The following is a 21,892-nucleotide window of genomic DNA, read 5'->3' as shown; positions in this document are numbered from 1 at the left end:
TGCGGCGACCGCGCGCCGCCACGCACGCAACGGCGGCGTTCAGCCCACCAGGGCCGCTGCGGTATCGCGCATCGATGCGCCGGTGGCCGCATTGCGCAGCCACTGTGCCAGCTCGCGCGGTACCAGCGGCCGCGAATACAGGTAGCCCTGGATTTCGTCGCAGCCCTGGCGGCGCAGCAGGTCTTCCTCCTGTGCGGTCTCGACCCCTTCGGCCACCACTTTCATGCCCAGGGCATGGCCCAGGTGGACGATGGCCTGGGTCACTTCGGCGGTGCCGGCATCTTCGAGCATGCCCTGCACGAAACTGCGGTCGATCTTCAGCCGTCCCACCGGGAACCGGTTGAGGTAGTGCAGGTTGGAGAAACCGGTACCGAAATCGTCCACGGCCAGCGGCACGTTGTGCCGTTCGAACACGTCGAAGCAGTGGCGCAGGATGTCGGTGTCACGGATAAGCGCCGATTCGGTGAGCTCCAGCTCCATCCGGGTCGGCGACAGGCCATGCGCATGGCAGACCTCGATGACCCGCTCGGCGAAGCCACGCTCGCGCAGCTGCACCGCCGATACGTTCACCGCGATGCGGTCGAACACCAGGCCGGCGCGATCCCACGCCGAGGCCTGCCGGCAGGCTTCGTTGAGCACCCAGTCGCCGATGCGCACGATCTCGCCGCACTTCTCCGCGATCGGGATGAATTCAACCGGGCTGCAGTAGCCCAGGCCGGGCCGGTGCCAGCGCAGCAGCGCCTCGATCGCCGGCGGCTGGCCGGGTTCGGCGTGCATCAGCGGCTGGTAGACCAGGCTGAACTCTTCGCGCTCGATGGCGCCGTGCAGCGCATGTTCGATATCCAGCCTGCGCTGGATGCGGCTGAGCGCATCCTGGCTGTAATACTGGTAGGTATTGCGGCCCGCTTCCTTCGCCGCGTGCATGGCCGCATCGGCAGCGCGCAGCAGCGAGTCGAAATCTTCGCGGCCGTCTTCCAGCATCGCGATGCCGACGCTGGCGCCGACCTTCAGCAGGTCCTGTCCGCGATGCAGTGGTTCGGCCAGCGAGGCGATCAGCTTGCGCGCCACGTGCCCGGCATCCTCGGCTTCGGCCAGGTCGCGCAGCACCACGATGAACTCGTCACCGTTGAAGCGCCCGAACAGGTCGCTGTTTCGCAGGTTCTGGTGCAGGCGGGTGGCTGCGGCCTTGAGCAGGGTATCGCCGGTGGCATGGCCGAAGCTGTCGTTGATGGTCTTGAAGCCGTCCAGGTCGATGAACAGCATCGCCAGCGGCGTGCCGCGATCGCGCGCCTCGTCGATCGCATCGGCGGTCTGCTCGCGCAGCAGCATGCGGTTGGGCAGCCCGGTCAGCAGGTCGTAGTGGGCCAGCAGCTCGATGCGTTCGTTTGCCTCGCGTTCGCGGGTGATGTCACGGAACAGCACCACGAAGCGCGGCGGCAGGCCGTCACGGCGGTCCAGTTCGATCAACACCTGCACCCATACGCGCATGCCGGATTGGCGGTAGAAGCACAGGTCCAGCTGTTCGGGCAGGCCGCCGGCGGCGATGCGCTCAAGCGCGGATTCGAAGGCGCTGCGCGAATCGTCGGTGTACAGCGCGAGCGCCTGGTCCAGGCTGATCGATTCCTTGCGCAGGCCATGGATGCGATAGCACTCTTCGGTCCATTGCATCTGCCGGGTATCGACTTCGATCTCGCAGCCGCCGATGCGTCCCAATGCGGAGACACGATTCAACAACTCGGTGCGCCAGCGGATCAGGGCGTCGGTCTGGTGTTGTTCGCTGATGTTCTGCACCTGGCCGAGCAGGCGCTGGATCTGTCCATCGGCGGCCTGCAACGGCTGCATCCACAGGCGCAGCTGCAGCGCGGGGAGCTGCCCCAGCCGGCGCAGCTCCAGGTCCAGGCTTGCCGCCCGCCCGTCACGCCACAGCCGCCGCCACGCCATCCCCAGCGCACCGCGCGAACGCGGGTGCAGGCGGCGCAGCCAGGCACGTGGGCTGGATGCCGCGGCGCCCTCGGCGCCTTCGGTTCCCAGCAGCGCATGCAGTTCCGGCGACCACCAGAAACGGCGGTCTGCCGGCTCCCACGACCAGCTGCCCATGCTGGCGATCTGCTGTGCCTGGCGCAGGTGCAGCTGCTGGTCGTGCAGGTGGGCTTCCAGCTGCTTCTGGTGCTCGATATCGGTGTGGGTGCCGACCATGCGCAACGGCTGGCCGTCGGCGGTGCGCGCCACGACCCGGCCGCGATCGAGCACCCAGCGCCAGCCCTGGTCGGGCTGGCGGTAGCGGAATTCGGCGCTGTACTGATCGACTTCGCCGCGCAGGTGGCGCTGCACCGCCGCATGGACGCCGGCGCGGTCGTCGGGATGGATCCGCTCCAGCAGCGCACCGGCGCGCTCCTGGGCGTCGATCCTGCCATCGACCGTTGGCGATCGCAGCACACGGTCGCTGGCCAGGTCCCAGTCCCACAGCCCGTGCCCGGCACTTTCCAGCGCCAGCTCCCAGCGTTCGCCGGCGGGGCTGCCGTCGGGGTGCGGGATGCTCAGGGTGAAGGCCAGCAGGTGGCCGCCGTCGTCATGCACGGCGCGCATCCAGCCGTCGTGGCGACCGCGCGGGCCGCCGGGCAGGCTGCACGGCACGATGCCCCCGTCGGCGGCCAGCAGGCGGATGTCTTCCAGCATGGGCTGGTAGGCAGCCGCTGCCGCTGGCAGGCCGTGTTCGCGCGCGGCAGGGTTGGCGGCCAGCGGCGCACCATTGCGGTCGAGGATCACCAGCGCGGAGGCGAGCGGGTGCTGCAACAGGCTGGCAATGATCCCTTGGTCCACGCAACTTGCTCCGATGACGCCCCCGACAGCCGGGAACGAAATCGTTAGCGGCGGGCTGGCGGGATAATTGAGGGTCGGCTCGCCGCATGGGCGTCATCGCGGCGAGTTAAGATGCCATTCGCTGCTGCCCTCCTTCCGCGACCCGGCCCCGTCCCGCCATGCCCCTGCATCCTGTTGGCGACACCCCGATGACGGTCTGTCCAACCCACCTGGCCACCACGCTGCGGCGGGAACGGCGGCGCGTGGTGCTGGTCTACCTGCTGCTGGCCGTTGCCTGGATCGTCAGCAGCGACGCGGCGGTGGGCGCCTTGCTCGGCGATGCGCGGATGGCGGGCTGGCTGCAGACTGTCAAGGGCGTGTTCTTCGTCTTCGCCAGTGCGGCCATGCTGTACCTGCTGCTGCGTCCACTCGGTGCGCACGTGCTGCAGGCCAATGCGCGGCTGGCGGCCAGCGAACTGCGCCATCGCCAGGCCTTCGTCGGCAACCCCGGCCCGATCCTGATCTACGACCTGCAGTCGGTACGCATCCTGGACGCCAATCCCGCCGCCTGCACGCTGTTCGGCTGGAGCCGGGAGGAGCTGCTGCAGGAGTCGATCAGCCTGCTGTGGCCGGCCGACGACCGCACCGGGCTGGAATCCACGCTGGAACAGCTGCGCGAGCATCCCGAAAAGACCTGCGTGCTGCGTTCGCCGCTGAAGCTCCGTGATGGCCGCCTGCGGCAGATGGAACTGCGCAGCAATGCGATCGACGTGGACGGACGCGCGGCGCGGCTGCTGATCGTCATCGACCGCACCGCCGAAGACGAGGCGCTGGCGCGCCGCGACCAGGCGCTGGAGCGGCTTGAAGAGGCGCATGAACTGGCCCGCATCGGCGCCTGGCAGCTCGACCCCGCCAGCGGGCTGGCCAGCTTCTCGCGCCAGGTCTACCAGCTGCTGGGCCGGCGTCCGCCGCAGGCGCGCACCTGGCACCGCTTTGATGAACTGCTGGTACCGGCCGATGCGGCCACCACGGCGATGACCGAGCAGCTGCTGGCCGGGATGAGCAGCGGCGATGCGGTCCACGTGGACGTGCTGCTGCCCCTGATCGGCATGGATGGGCGGCCGTTGATGACCCACCTGCGCGCCGAAAGCGGGGTGGATGAACTGGGCCGCCCGCGGGTGATGGGCACGCTGCAGGATGTCACCGAACGCGAGCAGTCGCGCCGCCTGCTGCGCGAGCGCGAGGAACAGTTCCGCGAACTGGTGCGGGTGCTGCCCGATGGCGTGGTGATCCTGTCCGAAGAACACGTGCTGTATGCCAACGCGTTCGCCGTGCGGCTGTTCGGCTATGAAGGCCACACCCTGCTGGGCGAGCCGCTGCAGGCGCTGGTCGGTGAAGCAGGGCTGGCCGGCGTCCGCGCACAGCTGCGCGATCCTGCGCCGCAGACAAGTGCCGGCCAGATCGCGATCATCGGCATGCAGCGCGCCGATGGCAGCCGTTTCCAGGCCGGGCTGGCAGTGGGCGAAGTGCGCTACGGCGGCCGCGACTGCCGGCTGATGATCGTGCGCGACCTCAGTGATGCCGAGCGCACCCGCGCGGCGCTGGAGAACAGCAACCGCGAGCTGCAGGCGATGGCCGGGCGGCTGTTTTCACTGCAGGAAGACGAACGCCGCGCCATTTCCCGCGACCTGCACGATGACATCGGCCAGGCGATCACCGCCATCAAGCTTTCGGCGTGGGCCGCACTGGATGAAGAAGACGGCGCCCGTCGCCGCGAAGACCTGCAGCAGATCGTCCAGCTGGCCGATGGCACGGTGGCCAAGCTGCGCGACCTTTCCACCCTGCTGCGTCCGCCCCAGCTGGATGCGCTGGGCCTGGAGGCAGCGCTGCGCTGGCAGGCCGGCGTGCTGTTCCGCTCTTCCCAGGCCGAACTGCTGTCACGCATCGACACCCTGCCCCAGCGTCCGGACAACGCCATCGAACAGGCATGCTTCCGGATCGCACAGGAAAGCCTGACCAATGCCCTGCGCCACGCCAAGGCCAGCCAGGTGCTGCTGCACCTGCGCGACATCGACCAGGACCGCCTGCACCTGCAGGTGCGCGATGATGGCGAAGGCTTCGATCCGCATGGGCCGCGCGGCCTGGGCCTGATCGTGATGCGCGAGCGTGCGCAGAGCGTGGGCGGCCAGCTGCGCATCGAATCGGCTCCCGGTGAAGGTACCCTGATCGAACTGCATCTCCCCTACCGTGTCGGCACGATGCCGGACGAACCGCTGGAATCACGCCTTTGATGTGGAATACCTCCCTGCCCCCGGTCAGTATCGAGGACACCCCGGACCGACTCGGCGCCGGCAACCCCGAGCTGCAGGCGATGGTCGCCGAAGCGGCCGCGGGCGGTACCCCGATGATGCTGATGCACGTGGACATCGACCACTTCGCATCGGTCAACGAGAACATGAGCGCCGAAGTGGGCGACCAGGCGCTGGTGCTGGTGGCCCAGCGCCTGAAATCGTGGCTGCGCGGCCGTGGCACGCTGTGGCGCCATGGCAGCGATGAGTTCCTGGTGGCCGTGCCGCGCACCAGCGAGGTCGCCCTGCCGGAAGACTTCGCCGAAGAGCTGCGGCAGCAGCTGGAGCTGCCGCTTTCGGTGCTGCCCTACACCTTGTTCATGACCGGGAAGCTGGGCGTCAGCCTGTGCCCGGAACACGCCAGCACCGCTTCACGACTGCTCGACCACGCCGAGGACGCGCTGTACCAGGCGGCCCGCGAAGGCGGCAATGCGGTGCGCATCCACGCCGTGGATACCGTGCCCAGCGCGCACAGCGAGAGCATCATCGCCCGGCAGATCATCGATGCCATTCCCAATGGCGAGCTCAAGCTGCGCTACCAGCCGCTGGTGAGCTCGCGCGATGGCCACGTGGTCGGCATGGAAGCATTGCTGCGGTGGCAGTCGCCGACGCTGGGCATGCTGGTGCCGGAGCGCTTCATGCGGACCGCCGAGCGGCTGGGCATCATCGTGCAGATCGGCACGTGGGTGCTGGAAGGCGCGTTGAAGCAGGCACGGCTGTGGCGTGACCAGGGCTTCGATGACTTCACCATCGCCGTCAACGTCTCCACCCTGCAGCTGCTGCGCCCGAATTTCTTCACCGAAGTGATGGGGCTGATCCAGGCCGCCGGGATTCCGGCGCCGATGCTGACCCTGGAAATCAACGAAAGCGCGTTGACCAACAACGTCAATTTCGTCCACGAAACGCTGGTCAACCTGCGCAACGAAGGCATCAGCCTGAGCCTGGACAATTTCGGTACCGGCGACTCGAGCCTGAGTGCACTGGTGCGCTACCCCGTGGACAAGCTGAAGATCGACCGCAGCTTCATCAAGAGCGCCCCGGCCGGCAACCGCGAGGCCGCCATCGCCCGCGCGATCATTGCCATGGGCCACCAGCTGGGCATGACCGTAATCGCCAACGGCGTGGAATCGCAGGCGCAGCTCGGCTTCCTGCGACGCAACGACTGCGATGTGTTCCAGGGCTACCTGTTCGGCGAACCGATGTCCGCCGATGCGGCCGGCATGACCCTGCGCCGCCGCTACCTGCGCCCGGAAGCGTTCGCCGAAACCCGCCCGGACCGCACCCTGCTGCTGCTGGACGACGAAGAGAACGTGCTGCGCTCGCTGGTGCGCCTGTTCCGCCGCGACGGTTACCGGATCCTGGCGGCCGGCAATGTACGCGATGCCTTCGACCTGCTGGCGATCAACGATGTGCAGGTGATCCTGTCCGACCAGCGCATGAGCGACATGAGCGGCACCGAGTTCTTGGGCCGGGTGAAGATGCTCTACCCGGACACGATCCGGCTGGTGCTGTCCGGCTACACCGACCTCAACACGGTCACCGATGCGATCAACCGAGGGGCGATCTACCGCTTCCTGACCAAGCCGTGGAATGACGACGAGCTGCGCAAGCACATCCACCAGGCGTTCCGCACCTACGAGGAGCAGCGGCGCAGCAACGGTGGTCCGGTTGCGGCTGAGCCGGTGGAGTCGGTGGATGATCGGTCGGTGTTGCGCTGAGGGGTGGTCGAATGGGTTGGCCCCCCTCGCGGGTGGCTCTCGTTTGAAGCCGCAGCTGGGGCGGGCCGGGTGGTGGGGCTGGTCGGGGGACGGCAAGAGCCGCATCCTGCGGGCCTCGTTTCGCGCCATCCATGGCGCTCAACGCCCCCGCCCAGCCCCACCGCCCGGCCCCCTGACAGGTTCCGGTTGCCCACCCGCGTATTGAAAATAAAAGAACAAAGGCAGGGGTCAGAGTCCTTTCGCTACGCGAAAGGACTCTGACCCCATCTTTCTCCCACTCTTCCAACCCACCGCATTTCCCACGGCCACCGTGAACCTGTCGAAGGTGGGGCGGGGTGGCTGTGCAGGACCGTCTTTTCGCATGGATGCGAAAAGCGAGCCTCCATGGACGGATTCACGGCGTGTCCTGCACAGCCACCCCGCCCCGCCAACAAGCAGCCCTGCAAGGTTTTTGACGTTGCCGTTGCTCCGGCTTGAGCAGGTGCCGGGCGCAGCCCGGCAACACACCCACTACCGCGGCTGCTTGATCGGCAGCACGATCCGGAACGTGGACCCCACCCCCGGCGTGCTGTCCAGGTCGATCCGGCCGTTGTGCTTGTTGATGATGCTGTAGGAGATCGACAGGCCCAGGCCCGTGCCGCTGCCCACCGGCTTGGTGGTGAAGAACGGATCGAAGATGCGCTGGCGCAGGTCCGGCGAAATGCCGCCGCCACTGTCCTGGAATTCCACCCAGACGTGCTCGCCGTCCACCCCGGTGCGCACCGTGATGACACCCCGTTCGGCAATCGCATGCCCGGCGTTGAGCAGCAGGTTCATGTAGACCTGGTTGAGCTCGGAAGGCAGGCATTCCACCAACGGCAGCTGGCCGAACTCGCGGTGCAGTTCCACCTTGTACTTGAGCTCGTTCCAGATGATGTTGATGGTCGACTCCAGTCCGGAGTGCAGGTCCACCAGCTTCCACGACTCGTCACGACCGGAATAGGAGAAGTCCTTCAGGTCGCGCACGATGCGGGTCACCCGCTCGATGCCCTCGCGCGATTCAGCCATCAGCTGCGGAAGATCCCGGCTGATGAAGTCGATGTCCAGCCGATCGCGGATGTCGTCGATTTCCGGGATCAGGGTCTTCGGATCCGGCGCACGCAACGCCCGCTCATACGCCTCGATCACCGTGAACAGGCTGCGCAGGTATTCCTGCAGGCTGCCCAGGTTGGAGTGCACGTAGCCAATGGGATTGTTGATCTCATGCGCCACGCCCGCGGCCAGCTGGCCGATCGACGCCATCTTCTCCGACTGCAGCAGTTTTTCCTGCGCGCCGTTCAGGCGCAGATAGGCCTGGCGCAGTTCCGCGTGCCGCTGCTGCAGTTCGCGTTCGTAGTCTTCCTGGCCTTCGACCCGGCGGAACAGCCCGAGGTAATAGCCCGCACCTTGGTCGCGGTGGTGGTACAGCTGGGCGGTGACGACCGCTTCGCCCATCACCAGGCTGCCACTCCACTGCCCCTCACGCCGCGCAACGGCCATCGCATCGGGCGGCAGCAGTGCCCGCAGCCGTTGTGCCGGGCCGGTACCACTGGCCGGGCCGGTGCCCAGCAATGCGTCCACGGCCGGATTGGCCAGGATCACCGAATCGTCGTCGGTGAACAGCAGCAGGCCTTCGCGCACCGGGGCAAGCAGCGCCTGCAGCAGGGCGGGCGAAGGGAAGGACGCGGTCGGGTTCGGAGAGGCGGCAGGCACGGGCACTCGGCATGGCGGAGATGATCCCCACTATACGATGCCTGCGTGTCGCTGGCCGGCTTCAGGCGACGGCGAGCGGACGCCCGGCGGTCATCTGCTGGGACTGTCCCTTGCTGTCATAGGCAGGGGCATCTTCGCTGCGGCCGAGCTGGCGCAACGCCCAGTTGACCTCGCGGCGCCGCCGCGACAGCAGCACGCCGTTGGCGCGGTTGCGCTCGGCCAGTTCCTGCAGTTCGCTGGACTGACCCACGGGCAGGGCCTTGTCCAGTGCGCGCAGGGCATCCAGCTTGGCCCCGGTGGCACGGATCAGGGCATACACATCGTGCGCGACCAAGGCCTGGCGCTCGGCATCCAGGGCTTCGCTCAACCGCTGCATGGGCTCGCTCATGGGCGTACTCATCCCTGCAGCTGCTGGTCCAGATCAAGCATGCGCGAAGCAATCGCCTCTGGATTGATCCGGTAGCTGCCGTTCTGCAGCGACTCACGCACCGCTGCAACGCGCTCGGCATCGATCGCCGGAGCGGCCGAAAGGCTGCGTTCCAGGGCCTGCAGGTTGGTGGCTTCACCGGTCAGCTTGAGGCTGTCGGCTGCTTCCACCGGACGTGCAGGCGTATCGGCACTGATGCCGGGCCGACTGGCCGGACCCACCGCGCGCAGGGTCTGCGCCGCCTGCAGGGTACCGTCGATTTTTTGGCTCATTGGAGCTCCAAGGGTTGCCGTACTGTAACGATAACGGCCATCGGACCGTGATCTTTAGGGGGTTTGCCGATTTTTTTCAGCGCGTCACTAAAACGTCGCCGTTGGCGGCCACGGTACCCTGCACTACCTTGCGCGAGGTCAGGTTCTCGACCGACAGGCGCTCGTTCTCGCCCGCATCGCCCAGTGCCTTGCCCGCCACGCGCACCTCCACCGACCCGTGCCGGGACACCAGGGCGACACTGTCGCCACGGCGCACCAGCCGCTGCGCCACCAGGTCCGAGGCCGACAGCAGGCTGCCCGCCTGCAGCGTCCTGCGTGCCACCCGGCCAACGGCAGCGGCGGGATCGGACAGCACCGCGCCGGCAATCCGCGCCGCGTCACGCTGGGCAGGGGTGATATCGGCAGCAGCGAGTATTTCTCCAGCGGCAATGCCGCGCGCCAGCACCAGCACGGTCTGCTCGCGGCGCACCTTCACCGGCACGAACAGCCGCCAACCGCCGGCATCGGGGCAGCTGACTTCCACCGTGGTGTTGGCGGTGGGCTGCGCGGCCAGGCCCTGCGCGCAGGCCGGCAGGCGCAGCGCGTCGGCGACCACGGCCTCGCCCTGCTCGCTGGCGGCCAGCGTGGACAGTGCAGCCGCGCGGATGCTGTCCACCGGCTGCCACGACGGCGCGGCCCAGGCGGGCGCGGCCATTGCCAGGATCAGCCAGCACATCGTCTTGAAGGATGGCATGCCACCTCCGGTCATGGGATCACCCGGCCTGCTGCAAGCGGCGTGCCAGTGGCAGCGCAACCGGGCCCGCTCAAGTCCAACGCCGGCGCGCCGATACAGCCTCCATGTCACATGACCTGCTCAACCGCATCGACCAACGCACCCGGCTGGCCGGACACAACCGGCTGGCCCTCCTGTTGTTCCGCCTGGGCGGACGCCAGCTTTTTGGCGTCAACGTGTTCAAGGTGCAGGAAGTGCTGCGGCGCCCTGCCCTGTTCCAGGTGCCGGGCCTGCCCAGCCAGTTCTCCGGCGTGGCCGATGTGCGCGGCCGCTCGGTGCCGGTGCTGGACCTTGGCGTGGCCATCGGCCATCCCGAACGGGGCAGCAACGGCGACGGCCCGGGCTACCTGGTGGTGACCGAATTCAACCGGTCCATCCAGGGTTTCCTGGTCAGCGGGGTGGAGCGCATCGTCAATATCGCGGTGCAGGACATCCATCCGCCGCCCGAACTCGGCGCCGAATCGAGCTACCTGACCGCGGTGACCCGCTTCCAGGGCGAGCTGATCCAGGTGATCGACGTGGAAAGCGTGCTGGCCGACATCGCCCAGACCCGCAGTGAAGCCGTGCTGGACCCGACGATGGCCCTGCCCGCCGACGCCCCGCCGATGCAGGTGCTGGTGGTGGACGACTCGCGCGTGGCGCGCCAGCAGATCCGCAGCGTGCTGGACCAGCTCGGCGTGGGCGCGACCCTGCTGTCCGACGGCAAGCAGGCGCTGGACCACCTGCTGCAGATCCATGCCGCCGGTGAAGACCCCGCCCAGCGCTACGCGATGGTGATCTCCGACATTGAAATGCCGGCAATGGACGGTTACACCCTGACCACCGAGATCCGCCGCCACCCGGGCCTGTCCGGGCTGTTCGTGCTGCTGCATACCTCCCTGTCCGGCGTGTTCAACAACGCGATGGTGGAACGGGTGGGCGCCAACGCCTTCGTCGCCAAATATTCCCCGCACGAACTGGCCGACTTCGTCCTGGACCGCCTGCGCCGCGTCGCCGAAGCCGCCTGACCTGCCAGCGAGGCAAGCCCCTTGGCAAGGGGCTGCGCCGGTAGGCGCCGGGATCGGGTGATGGTGAGCCAGGGGCCCGCGATACGCGCAGCGGATCGTGGGTGCTTGAGCGCGAATGCGCGAAACTGGCACGCGCCTTGCAGCCTCCCCGGCACAGTTCCGTGGGAGCGTGCCATGTCCAACCTGATTTCCGACTACCTGGGTGTCCATGCCCAGGCCATGCCGTTGCGCGAGCAGCGCATGAAGCTGATCGCCAGCAACCTCGGCAATGCCGATACCCCCGGCTACAAGGCCCAGGACCTGGACTTCGACGCCGCCCTGCGCAGCGCCCAGGGGCAGTCCGGCAACGGCCTGATGGCCACCACCAATGAACAGCACCTGGCGATCGGCGGCGGCCTGAACCCCTTCCAGATTTCCCGTGAAGGGATCCAGCCCAACCTCGACGGCAACACCGTGGATCCGGACACCGAGCGCGCCGCCTACGGCCGTGCCGCGCTGGAATACCGCGCCTCGCTGAGCTTCGTCGAATCCAAGGTGCGCTCCATGCTCACCGCCATCACGGGGCAATAAGCCATGAGCAACCTGCCGATCTTCGACATCGCCGGCTCCGCCTTGCAGGCGCAGTCGGTACGCATGAGCACCATCGCCTCCAACCTGTCCAACGCCGATTCGGTGGCCGGTTCGGCCGAGGCGGTCTACAAGCCGCTGGAACCGATCTTCCAGGCCGTCACCAGCCGCACCGACCCCAACATCACCACGGTGCAGGTCAAGGAAATCAGCCAGAGCAATGCTGCGCCGATCAAGCGCTACGAGCCCGGCCATCCGCTGGCCGACGGCGATGGCTACATCTACCAGGCCGACGTCGACCCGGTCGCGCAGATGGTCAACCTGATCTCCACCTCGCGCAATTACCAGGCCGGCGTGGAAATGCTGAGCACCGCCAAGGAACTGGCCCTCGCCACGCTGACGATGGGCCGCTGACGCGAGCCCGCAAGGATCTCCCCATGAGCACTGCCATCACCACCCAGTCCAGCCAGGACGTGTACGCGGCCCTCGGCCTGAACTCGCCCAACAGCACCGCCAGCAAGAAGAAAGACACCCTGGAGCAGGCCGATTTCCTGCGCCTGATGACCGAACAGCTGCAGCACCAGGATCCGCTGAAGCCGATGGACAACACCCAGATGGTCGCGCAGATGGCGCAGATGTCGACCGTGCAGGGCATCACCGACCTCAACACCACGGTGAAGGGTTTCCAGACCTCGATGGCCAGCGACCAGGTGCTGCGTGGCGCCGCGCTGGTCGGCCACGACGTCCTGGTGCCGTCGGAAAAGATGGTGCTGGAGGCCGAAGGCAGCGTCGGCGGCGTGGTCGCCGCACCGAGCGCCGGCATGATCAACGTGGACATCACCGATGCCAACGGCCTGAAGGTCGCCCAGGTCACCGTGGAAGCCACTGCCGCCGGAGAAACCAGCTTCGCGTGGGACGGCAAGGACAGCAGCGGCAACCGCCTGCCGCCCGGCAGCTATTCGCTGGTGGCCAACCACACCGACACCGCCGGTGCGCAGACCAAGCTGGGCACCTACGTGGAAGCCCCGGTGGAAAGCGTGACCGTCGGGTCCGATGGCCTGTACCTGAATCTCAAGGGATTGGGCGCCGCCCCGATCGACTACGTGCTCCGCATCAGCTGAGCCCCCAGACCGCTTAAACGAGGAGTCCACCATGGCTTTCAATGTCTCGCTGTCCGGCATCAACGCCGCCAACACCGACCTCAGCGTCACCGCCAACAACGTCGCCAACGTCAACACCACTGGCTTCAAGCAGTCGCGCGCCGAGTTCGCCGATCTGTTTTCGGCCACCAGCTATGGCCTGTCACGCAATGCGGTGGGCTCGGGCGCACGCGTGTCCAACGTGGCCCAGCAGTTCAGCCAGGGCAACAACAGCCAGACCGGGCGCAGCCTGGACCTGGCCGTGTCCGGCGAAGGCTTCTTCACCATGAGCATGAACGGCCAGCGCACCTATTCGCGCGCCGGCAACTTCCAGACCGATGCGCAGGGCTTCGTGGTCAATCCGGCCGGCGCGCGCCTGCAGGTGTTCACCCCGAATGCCGACGGCACCACCTTCGATTCCGGTCGGCTGACCGACCTGCAGCTGCTGACCACCGACAGCCCGCCCAAGCAGACCGGCAACGTGCAGCTGGCCTTCACCCTGCCGGCCAACAGCACCCAGCCGACCGTGACCCCGTTCGATCCGACCGACTCCAACAGCTACAGCCAGTCCAGCGGCGGGGTCACCGTGTATGACTCGCTCGGCGTCAGCCACACCCAGACCTCGTATTTCGTCAAGGGCACCGCCGCCAACGAATGGCAGGTCTACAACTATGTCGACGGCCAGGCCGCCGGTGCACCGACCACCCTGCAGTTCAATGAAAGTGGCGCGCTGGTGACCCCGGCCAACGGCAGGATCACCCTGGATGGCTTCACCCCGGGCACCGGTGCCGGCCAGCTCAACCTGACCCTGGACGTGGCCGGCTCCACCCAGTACGGCGAGAAGTTCGCGCTGCGCAACTTCCAGCAGGACGGCTATGCGTCGGGCAAGCTCAACGAGATCAGCGTCTCCGAGCAGGGCGTGGTGTTCGCGCGCTATTCCAATGGCGATGACAAGGCGCTCGGCCAGGTCGCACTGACCAACTTCAACAACGCCCAGGGCCTGCAGTCGACCGGTGACAACATGTGGGTGGAAACCTTTGCATCGGGCTCGCCGCGCACCTCCGCGCCGGACTCTTCGGACCTGGGCAAGATCCAGGCCGGTGCACTGGAATCCTCGACCGTGGACCTCACCGAGCAGCTGGTGAACATGATCGTGGCCCAGCGCAACTTCCAGGCCAATTCGCAGATGCTCAGCACCCAGGACCAGGTCACCCAGACCATCATCAATATCCGTTGATGATGGCCGGCTGACCCCAGCACGGAGCTTCCCCGATGGACAAGGCCCTCTACGTCGCGATGACCGGTGCCCGCGCCTCCCTGCAGGCACAGGGCACGGTGTCGCACAACATCGCCAACACCGATACGCCCGGCTTCAAGGAAGCGCTGGCCAACACCGAAGCCTTCGCGATCCGCGGCGAAGGTTTCGCCTCGCGCGTGGATGCGATCCATGTCGATGCCGGCTTCAACCGCCGCGTCGGTGCGCAGCACATCACCGGCAATCCGCTGGACCTGTCCCTGCAGGCCGGCAGCTGGCTGACCGTGCAGGCACCGGGCGGTGGCGAGGCCTACACCCGCGGTGCGGCGCTGTCGCTGACACCGAACGGCCAGCTGGTCACCGCCGGTGGCCATGCGGTGCTGGATGAAAACGAAAACCCGATCGCCATTCCGCCGCACCAGGCGATGGAGATCGGCAACGACGGCACCATCTCGATCATCCCGCTGGGCGAGGGCCCGCAGACCATGGCGGTGATCGGCCGGATCAAGGTGGTGGCCGCCGAGGATGCACGACTGGAACGTGGGCTTGACGGCCTGTTCCGCAACACCGATCCCCAGCAGCCGTTCGTGCAGACCCAGGGCAAGGCACTGGAAAGCGGCCAGCTGGAAGGCAGCAATGTCGATGCCGCCGGTGCGCTGGTGCAGATGATCCAGCTACAGCGCCAGTACGAAATGCAGGTCAAGGTGATCAAGCACGGTGACGAAAACGCACGCAGCGCCAATAGTCTGCTGCGGCTGAACGGCTGAGTCCACGCCGACGACGGAATACCGGCGCGCCGCAATGGCACGCCGCTTGCATAACCCCTGGTGAAGCACCTGCGAGCGTTCGCAGGTACCTGCCCCGCCCCGCTGGGCCGGACATCACGCAGAGGAACCGACCATGAACCAGGCACTGTGGATCGCCAAGACCGGACTGGACGCGCAGCAGACGCGCATGTCGGTGGTGTCCAACAACCTCGCCAACACCAACACGACCGGCTTCAAGCAGGACCGTGCCAGTTTCGAGGACCTGCTGTACCAGCAGGTGCGCCAGCCCGGTGGTGCCAGTTCGGCGCAGACCCAGCTGCCGACCGGCCTGCAGCTGGGTACCGGCGTGCGCGTGGTGGCAACCGCGAAGAACTTCGAACAGGGCAGCCAGCAGCAGACCGGGCGCGCCCTGGACGTGATGGTCAACGGGCGCGGCTTCTTCGAAGTGTCCATGCCCGACGGCAGCTCGGCCTACACCCGCGACGGCTCGTTCAAGGTCAACCAGGACGGTGAGCTGGTCACCAACAGCGGCTACCCGGTGCAGCCCGGCATCCAGATCCCGGAAGGCGCGCAGACCCTGACCATCGGCAGCGACGGCACGGTCAGCGTGAAGATGGCCGATGACGCGGCGACGGTGGAAATCGGCGCGCTGACCTTGACCGACTTCATCAATCCGGCCGGCCTGCAGTCGCGCGGCGAGAACCTGTACCTGGAGACCACCGCATCCGGCCCGGCACAGAACGGCAATCCCGGCCTCAACGGCCTGGGCAACGTGGTTCAGGGTGCACTGGAAGGCAGCAACGTCAACGTGGTCGAAGAGCTTGTTTCGATGATCGAAACCCAGCGCGCCTACGAAATGAACGCCAAGGCCATCTCCACCACCGACTCGATGCTCGGTTACCTCAACAACAACGTCTGATCGGACCGCCATCATGCTGCCAGCCGCTTCCCTCGCCCGCCTGACCTTCGCTGCCGCCGCCATCGCGCTGCTGGGCGGCTGCGTGATTGCCGGCGACGTGCGCCCCTACCCGGCCCTGGCGCCGGTGCAGCCGGTGATGCCGCCGCAGGCCCAGGCAACGGCCGGGGCGATCTACGCCGCCGGTCCGTCGCTGCAGCTGTATTCGGACCGCCGCGCACGCGATGTCGGCGACCTGCTGACGATCACCCTGCTGGAAAACACCCAGGCACAGATGAGCGCGAACACCGCAACCAGCAAGGAATCGGAGCTGGCCATCGGCACGCCGACGGTCTTCGGCGCACCGGTCACGCTGGGCGGCAAGGACATCCTGTCGGCCACCGCGAATGGCTCGCGTGACTTCACCGGCCGGGGCAACAGCGCACAGAGCAACCGCCTGCAGGGCAACGTGACGGTCACGGTGATGCAGCGCCTGCCCAACGGCAACCTGGTGGTGCAGGGCCAGAAGAACCTGCGGCTCAACCAGGGCGATGAACTGGTGCAGGTGCAGGGCATCGTGCGCGCGGCCGACATCGCACCGGACAACACCATTCCCTCCAGCCGCGTGGCCGATGCCCGCATCGTCTACGGCGGACGGGGCGCAGTGGCGCAGTCCAATGCCATGGGCTGGCTGAGCCGCTTCTTCAATTCCGGCCTGGCGCCGTTCTGAGCATGCCTGCCATGAACCTCCTCTCCCTTCCCGCCCGCCTGTTGGTCGCTGCCCTGGCCGTTGCCAGCGCCGCGCTGCCGGCGCATGCCGAACGCATCAAGGACCTGGCCCAGGTGGGCGGCGTGCGTGGCAACGCGCTGGTCGGCTACGGCCTGGTGGTCGGCCTGGATGGCAGCGGCGACCGCACCAGCCAGGCACCGTTCACCGTGCAGAGCCTGAAGAACCTGCTCGGCGAACTGGGCGTCAATGTTCCGGCGAACGTCAATCCGCAGCTGAAGAACGTCGCGGCCGTGGCGATCCATGCCGAGCTGCCGCCGTTCGCCAAGCCGGGCCAGCCGATCGACATCACCGTCTCCTCGATAGGCAATGCGGTGTCGCTGCGCGGTGGTTCGCTGCTGATGGCCCCGCTGAAGGGTGCCGACGGCCAGGTCTACGCGATCGCCCAGGGCAACCTGATCGTCGGTGGTTTCGGCGCACAGGGCCGTGATGGCTCGCGGGTGTCGGTCAACGTGCCCAGCGTCGGCCGCATCCCCAACGGCGCCACCGTGGAGCGCGCGCTGCCGGATGTGTTCGGCGCAGCCGGCGAGATCACCCTGAACCTGCACAAGAATGACTTCACCACCGTCTCGCGGATGGTCGCCGCCCTCAACAACGCCTTCGGCGAGGGAAGCGCCCGTGCCGTCGACGGGGTCACCGTCGCGGTCAACGCGCCGAGCGATCCGGGCGCACGCATCGGCCTGCTGGCCCGCATCGAAAGCCTGGAACTCACCCCGGGCGCGGCATCGGCCAAGGTCGTGGTCAATTCGCGCACCGGCACCGTGGTGATCGGCCAGCAGGTCCGCGTGGGCGCCGCGGCGATCTCGCATGGCTCGCTGACGGTCACCATCCAGGAAGGCACCAACGTGAGCCAGCCCAATGCGCTGGCCGGCGGCCAGACCGTGGTGACCCCGCAGTCCACCATCACCGCCACCAACGATGGCAGCCGCATGTTCAAATTCAACGGCGGCACCTCGCTGGATGAAATCGTGCATGCGGTCAATGCCGTGGGCGCCGCCCCGGGTGACCTGATCGCCATCCTGGAAGCGCTCAAGCAGGCCGGCGCGCTGAGCGCCGAGCTCGAGGTGATCTGACATGCGCATCCAGCCATCCTTCGAACTCAATCCTTCACAGCGCAACGATCCGGCCCAGGTCGACAAGGTCGCGCGCCAGCTTGAAGGGCAGTTCGCGCAGATGCTGGTCAAGAGCATGCGCGATGCCAGTTTCGGTGACTCGCTGTTCCCCGGCGAAAACACCATGTTCCGCGAGATGTACGACCAGAAGATCGCCGAGTCGATGACCCGCGGCAAGGGCCTGGGGCTGTCGGCGGTGATCAGCCGCCAGCTTTCCGGCGCTGCGGCGGAAGGCCCGGCACTGGACGGGCGCATCAACGCCACCGAAGCCAGCCGTGCCTACCAGCTCAATGCCCCGGCCGCGGAGGCGCCGGCGATGCCGCTGGACGACGCCGACCAGGCCGTGCGCATGCTGCAGCAGATGGCCGCAGGCACCTCCCCGCGCCTGCTGCAGCCGATGGAGCAGACGCTGGACCTGATCGCCGGGCGCGACAGCAGCAGCATGCACCAGGCACTGGGCAGCAGCGATCCGTATGCCGCGCAGACCCTGGCCGCGCCCGCTCCGATGGTGGCCGAAGACCAGTGGGCGGCGACGGCGACCAACCGCGGCACCGGCCCCTCGGCGATCGATACCCTGGCCAGCAGTTCGGCCGTTGCGCGCCTGGGTTCGCACACCCCGGAAGGCTTCGTCGCCGGCATCTGGGCGCACGCGCAGACCGCGGCCAAGGAGCTGGGCGTGGATGCCCGCGCGCTGGTCGCGCAGGCTGCGCTGGAAACCGGCTGGGGCAAGCGCCAGATCACCCATGGCGATGGCCGAACCTCGCACAACCTGTTCGGCATCAAGGCCACCGGCTGGAGCGGCGACCGCGCCACCGTGGGCACCCACGAATATGTCAACGGCGCGCGCCGCAACGAAACCGCCAGCTTCCGCAGCTACAGCTCGCCGGCTGAAAGCTTCGCCGACTACGTGCGCCTGCTGAAGAGCAACCCGCGCTACCAGAGGGCCCTGGAAGCCGGCACCGACGTGCGCGGCTTCGCGCGCGGCCTGCAACAGGCCGGTTATGCGACCGACCCGTCGTATGCCAACAAGATCGCCAGCATCGCTGGCGGCCCGACCATCGAACGCGCGGTAGCCGCCATCGGCGACGCCGGCGCGGAGTTGGGTCGCACCTTCGCCAGCACTGCCCAGGCAGCGCTGGGCATCGCCCGTCGCTGAGGACCCCCATGACCAGCGTGCTTTCTACCGGTACCAGTGCCCTGCTCGCCTTCCAGCGTGCACTGGCCACCACCAGCCACAACGTGGCCAACATCAATACCGTTGGCTACAGCCGGCAGCGCGTGGACTTCGCCACCGCCGATCCGCAGCAGATGGGCTATGGGACCGTTGGCAACGGCACCCGCATCGCCGACATCCGCCGGGTCGCCGACCAGCTGGCGATCTCGCGCCTGCTCGACGGCAGTGGCGAACTGGCCCGGCTGAAGCAGCTGTCGACCATGGCCGACCGCGTTGATTCGCTGTTCTCCGATGCCTCCACCAACGTCGCCGGGGTGTGGTCCAACTTCTTCGATTCGGTCAGCGGACTGTCGTCCAACGCTTCGGCGACCGCCGACCGCCAGAACGTGCTGGACAGCGCCAACACGCTGGCCAACCGCTTCCGCCAGCTCAACACCAGCCTGGACAGCCTCAACAGCGAGGTCAACAACGGCATCAGCGCGGCCGCCACCGAGATCAATCGGCTGGCTGCGGAAGTGGCGCAGATCAACGCCGCCATCGGCAGCAATGCCGCCAACGCCGCACCGGACCTGCTGGACCGCCGTGACCAGCTGATTTCCAGCCTGATGGGCTACACCGGCGGCAACGCGGTGATCCAGGACGGCGGCTTCATGAACGTCTACACCGCCGGTGGCCAGGCGCTGGTGGTCGGCAGCACCGCCAGCAGGATCACCACGGTCACCGACGCCTACCAGCCCGAACGCCTGCAGTTGGCGCTGGAAACCCAGGGCACCAAGGTGGTGCTGGATCCGAAGGCACTGGGTGGGCAGGTGGGCGGGCTGATGGAGTTCCGCGAAACCGTGCTGACCCCGGCCCAGGCCGAACTGGGCAAGCTGGCGGTGGGTCTTGCGACCACCTTCAACGACACCCATCGCAACGGCGTGGACCTGTACGGGCAGATGGGCACCGACCTGTTCAACATCGGCAGCCCGCGCATCACCAACAACACCGCCAACACCGGCAGTGCGACCATCCAGGCCAGCTTCGGCGACCTGTCCAAGCTGGATGCGCAGAACATCGTGCTGCGTTTCGACGGCACCCAGTGGCAGGCCAACCGCGCCGATACCGGTGCGGCCATCCCACTGACCGGCAGCGGCAGCGCCGCCGATCCGCTGGTGATCAACGGCGTGCAGATGGTGGTCGGTGGCACCCCGGCGGCCAACGACCGCTTCCTGCTGCAGCCGACCGCCAACGTGGCCGGCAGCATGAGCGTGGCGATCACCGACCCGTCGCGGCTGGCCGCGGCGGCGCCGATCAAGGGCGCGGCGGCCACCGCCAACACCGGTACCGGCAAGCTGACCGACGTCAAGGTGGCCGACGCCGGCAATGCAGCGCTGCGCAATCCGGCCGCGATCGTGTTCACCAGCGCAGCCCAGTACACCATCGACGGTGCCGGCCCGTTCGCCTATACCGCCGGCCAGACGATCACCGCCAACGGCTGGAGCTTCGTGCTCGATGGCGCGCCCAAGCCGGGTGACACCTTCAACATCACCCCGGTAGGTGCTGGTTCGTCGGACAACAGCAACGCGCTGGCGCTGGCCAAGGTGGAAGACGCCAAGACCTTCAACAGCGGCACCGTCACCCTCAACGGCGCACTGGGCGGGCTGACCACGCAGGTCGGCGCGGCCGCACGTTCGGCGCAGTACTCGCTGGATGCACAGCAGGTGATCACCGACCAGGCACAGGCGGCGCGGGATTCGGTATCCGGGGTCAACCTGGACGAAGAAGCGGCGGACATGCTCCGCCTGCAGCAGGCCTACCAGGCCGCCTCGCAGCTGATTTCCACCGCCGACACCATGTTCCAGACCATCCTCGGAGCCGTCTCGCGATGAATGACCGTATTTCCACCGGGATGATGTTCAGCCAGTCGGTTTCGCTGATGCTGGGCAAACAATCCAAGATCAACCACCTGGAACAGCAGATCGCCACCGGCAGCAAGATCGTGTCGGCCAAGGATGATCCGGTCGCTGCCGGCACCGCGGTCGGGCTGGACCGCGTGGTGGCCGGGCTGGAGCAGCTCGGCAAGAACGCGAACAACGCGCAGAACCGCCTGGGCCTGCAGGAAAACGCCTTGGCCCAGGCCAATGAACTGATGACCCGCGCGGTGGAGCTGAGCATCCAGGCCAACACGCCGGTGCCGGGCAATACCGACCTCAAAGCGATCGTCAGTGAGCTGAAGACCATCCAGGACAGCCTGTTGTCGCTGGCCAACAGCAAGGACGGCAGTGGCCGTTACCTGTGCGGCGGCAGCAACGATTCGGACGCGCCGTTCCTCAAGGCCGGCGGCACGGTCAGTTATGTCGGTGACCAGACCCAGCGCCAGGTGGAAGTAGCGCCGGGCCAACTGGTCAACGACGCCCTGCCCGGCAGCGAGATCTTCATGCGCATCCGCACCGGCGACGGCGTGGTCGACGGCAGCGCGGCGGTCGGCAACACCGGCAGCGGCCTGCTGACCTCGGTCAGCCGCGATGGCAGCGCGGACTGGGATGGCGGCGCGCTCAACGTGCGCTTCACCGCCGCCGGCGCAGGCGCCTATGAGGTGCTGGACGACACCGGCGCGGTGGTGGCCACCGGCACCCACGCCAAGGGCGAAGACATCGTGGTCGGCGGCGTCCGCCTGCGCATCGAAGGGGCACCGGCCGCCGGTGACAGCTTCGACGTGGTGGCCTCCAGCTCACGCGACATCTTCGCCACGATGGACAAACTGATCGGCGCACTGGAATCGGACCCGCAGACCGCGGCCGACCGCACCGGCATGCAGAACCTGCTGCAGTCGAGCATGCGTGACATCACGCGTGCCTCGGAAAACATGATCGATGCGCGGGCCAAGGGCGGTGCGCAGCTGGCCGCCATCGACGACGCCGCCAGCGCACGCGACGCCACCGCCGTAACCGTAAAGACCACTCTTTCCACCCTGCGCGACCTGGACTACGCCGATGCCATCGGCCAGTACAAGCTCGAAAACGCGGCCCTGCAGGCCGCGCAGACGATCTTCAGCCAGATGCAGGCGATGTCCTTGTTCAACAGTATCCGCTGACCTTCATCCGGGCGCCCGAAGCGCGCCTCTACCAACAGACCCGAGC

19 protein-coding genes are annotated in these 21,892 nt (G+C 67.4%); 14 read left to right on the top strand and 5 right to left on the bottom strand.

Features of this window, described 5'->3' with window-relative positions:
* Positions 1-39 precede the first annotated feature (39 nt).
* Positions 40-2,820, bottom strand: coding sequence for an EAL domain-containing protein (locus QE373_RS08300; RefSeq protein ID WP_309685404.1), 2,781 nt, complete (start codon positions 2,818-2,820; stop codon positions 40-42).
* 158 nt (positions 2,821-2,978) lie between these two features.
* On the opposite strand from QE373_RS08300, the gene QE373_RS08295 reads away from it, so the two are divergent.
* Positions 2,979-5,090: a PAS domain S-box protein gene (locus tag QE373_RS08295; RefSeq protein ID WP_309685401.1), complete on the top strand. Its 2,112-nt coding sequence runs from the start codon at positions 2,979-2,981 to the stop codon at positions 5,088-5,090.
* Positions 5,090-6,865, top strand: a complete 1,776-nt coding sequence (locus tag QE373_RS08290; protein WP_309685399.1) for an EAL domain-containing protein — start codon at positions 5,090-5,092, stop codon at positions 6,863-6,865. The genes QE373_RS08295 and QE373_RS08290 overlap by 1 nt, the downstream gene beginning before the upstream one ends.
* Before the next feature lie 510 nt (positions 6,866-7,375).
* Here QE373_RS08290 and QE373_RS08285 read toward each other — a convergent pair.
* From QE373_RS08285 to flgA, 4 genes are all read right to left on the bottom strand, one after another.
* Positions 7,376-8,548 carry an ATP-binding protein gene (locus QE373_RS08285; protein ID WP_309689652.1) on the bottom strand — a complete coding sequence of 391 codons (1,173 nt, stop codon included), beginning with the start codon at positions 8,546-8,548 and terminating at the stop codon, positions 7,376-7,378.
* Between the two features lie 109 nt (positions 8,549-8,657).
* Positions 8,658-8,996, bottom strand: coding sequence for a flagellar protein FlgN (locus QE373_RS08280; protein WP_309685397.1), 339 nt, complete (start codon positions 8,994-8,996; stop codon positions 8,658-8,660).
* Positions 8,993-9,295: a flagellar biosynthesis anti-sigma factor FlgM gene (gene flgM / locus QE373_RS08275; protein ID WP_123698797.1), complete on the bottom strand. Its 303-nt coding sequence runs from the start codon at positions 9,293-9,295 to the stop codon at positions 8,993-8,995. The genes QE373_RS08280 and flgM overlap by 4 nt, the downstream gene beginning before the upstream one ends.
* Before the next feature lie 76 nt (positions 9,296-9,371).
* Complete coding sequence (gene flgA, locus QE373_RS08270; protein WP_309685395.1) at positions 9,372-10,028, bottom strand: flagellar basal body P-ring formation chaperone FlgA; 657 nt, start codon at positions 10,026-10,028, stop codon at positions 9,372-9,374.
* Between the two features lie 104 nt (positions 10,029-10,132).
* Between flgA and QE373_RS08265 the strand changes: the two genes are divergently transcribed.
* The 12 genes from QE373_RS08265 to flgL all read left to right on the top strand — a co-directional run bounded on the left by QE373_RS08265 (position 10,133) and on the right by flgL (position 21,846).
* The gene (locus QE373_RS08265) at positions 10,133-11,074 is read left to right on the top strand and encodes a chemotaxis protein (protein ID WP_309685393.1); all 942 of its coding nucleotides are present in this window, start codon (positions 10,133-10,135) and stop codon (positions 11,072-11,074) included.
* Between the two features lie 174 nt (positions 11,075-11,248).
* Entirely contained in the window at positions 11,249-11,644 is a 396-nt protein-coding gene (gene flgB / locus QE373_RS08260; protein ID WP_042615442.1) for a flagellar basal body rod protein FlgB, read from the top strand.
* A gap of 3 nt (positions 11,645-11,647) precedes the next feature.
* The gene (gene flgC, locus QE373_RS08255) at positions 11,648-12,055 is read left to right on the top strand and encodes a flagellar basal body rod protein FlgC (protein WP_042615441.1); all 408 of its coding nucleotides are present in this window, start codon (positions 11,648-11,650) and stop codon (positions 12,053-12,055) included.
* Positions 12,056-12,078: 23 nt separating this feature from the next.
* Entirely contained in the window at positions 12,079-12,762 is a 684-nt protein-coding gene (locus QE373_RS08250) for a flagellar hook capping FlgD N-terminal domain-containing protein (protein ID WP_309685386.1), read from the top strand.
* A gap of 31 nt (positions 12,763-12,793) precedes the next feature.
* Positions 12,794-14,017 (top strand): flagellar hook protein FlgE, encoded by a 1,224-nt coding sequence (gene flgE / locus QE373_RS08245; protein ID WP_123698794.1) that lies wholly within the window; start codon positions 12,794-12,796, stop codon positions 14,015-14,017.
* Between the two features lie 35 nt (positions 14,018-14,052).
* Positions 14,053-14,802: a flagellar basal body rod protein FlgF gene (locus QE373_RS08240; RefSeq protein ID WP_057507708.1), complete on the top strand. Its 750-nt coding sequence runs from the start codon at positions 14,053-14,055 to the stop codon at positions 14,800-14,802.
* Positions 14,803-14,935: 133 nt separating this feature from the next.
* Positions 14,936-15,721, top strand: coding sequence for a flagellar basal-body rod protein FlgG (gene flgG, locus QE373_RS08235; protein ID WP_057507707.1), 786 nt, complete (start codon positions 14,936-14,938; stop codon positions 15,719-15,721).
* A gap of 13 nt (positions 15,722-15,734) precedes the next feature.
* Positions 15,735-16,427, top strand: coding sequence for a flagellar basal body L-ring protein FlgH (gene flgH, locus QE373_RS08230; RefSeq protein WP_309685382.1), 693 nt, complete (start codon positions 15,735-15,737; stop codon positions 16,425-16,427).
* An 11-nt stretch (positions 16,428-16,438) separates the two neighbouring features.
* Positions 16,439-17,557, top strand: coding sequence for a flagellar basal body P-ring protein FlgI (locus tag QE373_RS08225; protein ID WP_309685380.1), 1,119 nt, complete (start codon positions 16,439-16,441; stop codon positions 17,555-17,557).
* Position 17,558: 1 nt separating this feature from the next.
* On the top strand, positions 17,559-18,752 hold the full coding sequence (gene flgJ, locus QE373_RS08220; protein WP_309685379.1) for a flagellar assembly peptidoglycan hydrolase FlgJ: 1,194 nt from the start codon (positions 17,559-17,561) through the stop codon (positions 18,750-18,752).
* A gap of 8 nt (positions 18,753-18,760) precedes the next feature.
* Positions 18,761-20,641: a flagellar hook-associated protein FlgK gene (flgK, locus tag QE373_RS08215; RefSeq protein ID WP_309685377.1), complete on the top strand. Its 1,881-nt coding sequence runs from the start codon at positions 18,761-18,763 to the stop codon at positions 20,639-20,641.
* Positions 20,638-21,846, top strand: a complete 1,209-nt coding sequence (flgL, locus tag QE373_RS08210; protein ID WP_309685375.1) for a flagellar hook-associated protein FlgL — start codon at positions 20,638-20,640, stop codon at positions 21,844-21,846. The genes flgK and flgL overlap by 4 nt, the downstream gene beginning before the upstream one ends.
* Positions 21,847-21,892 lie beyond the last annotated feature (46 nt).

Source organism: Stenotrophomonas sp. SORGH_AS_0321 (assembly GCF_031453215.1).
GTDB classification, from domain to species: domain Bacteria; phylum Pseudomonadota; class Gammaproteobacteria; order Xanthomonadales; family Xanthomonadaceae; genus Stenotrophomonas; species Stenotrophomonas chelatiphaga.
This window is presented reverse-complemented; position numbering and strand designations above follow the sequence as displayed.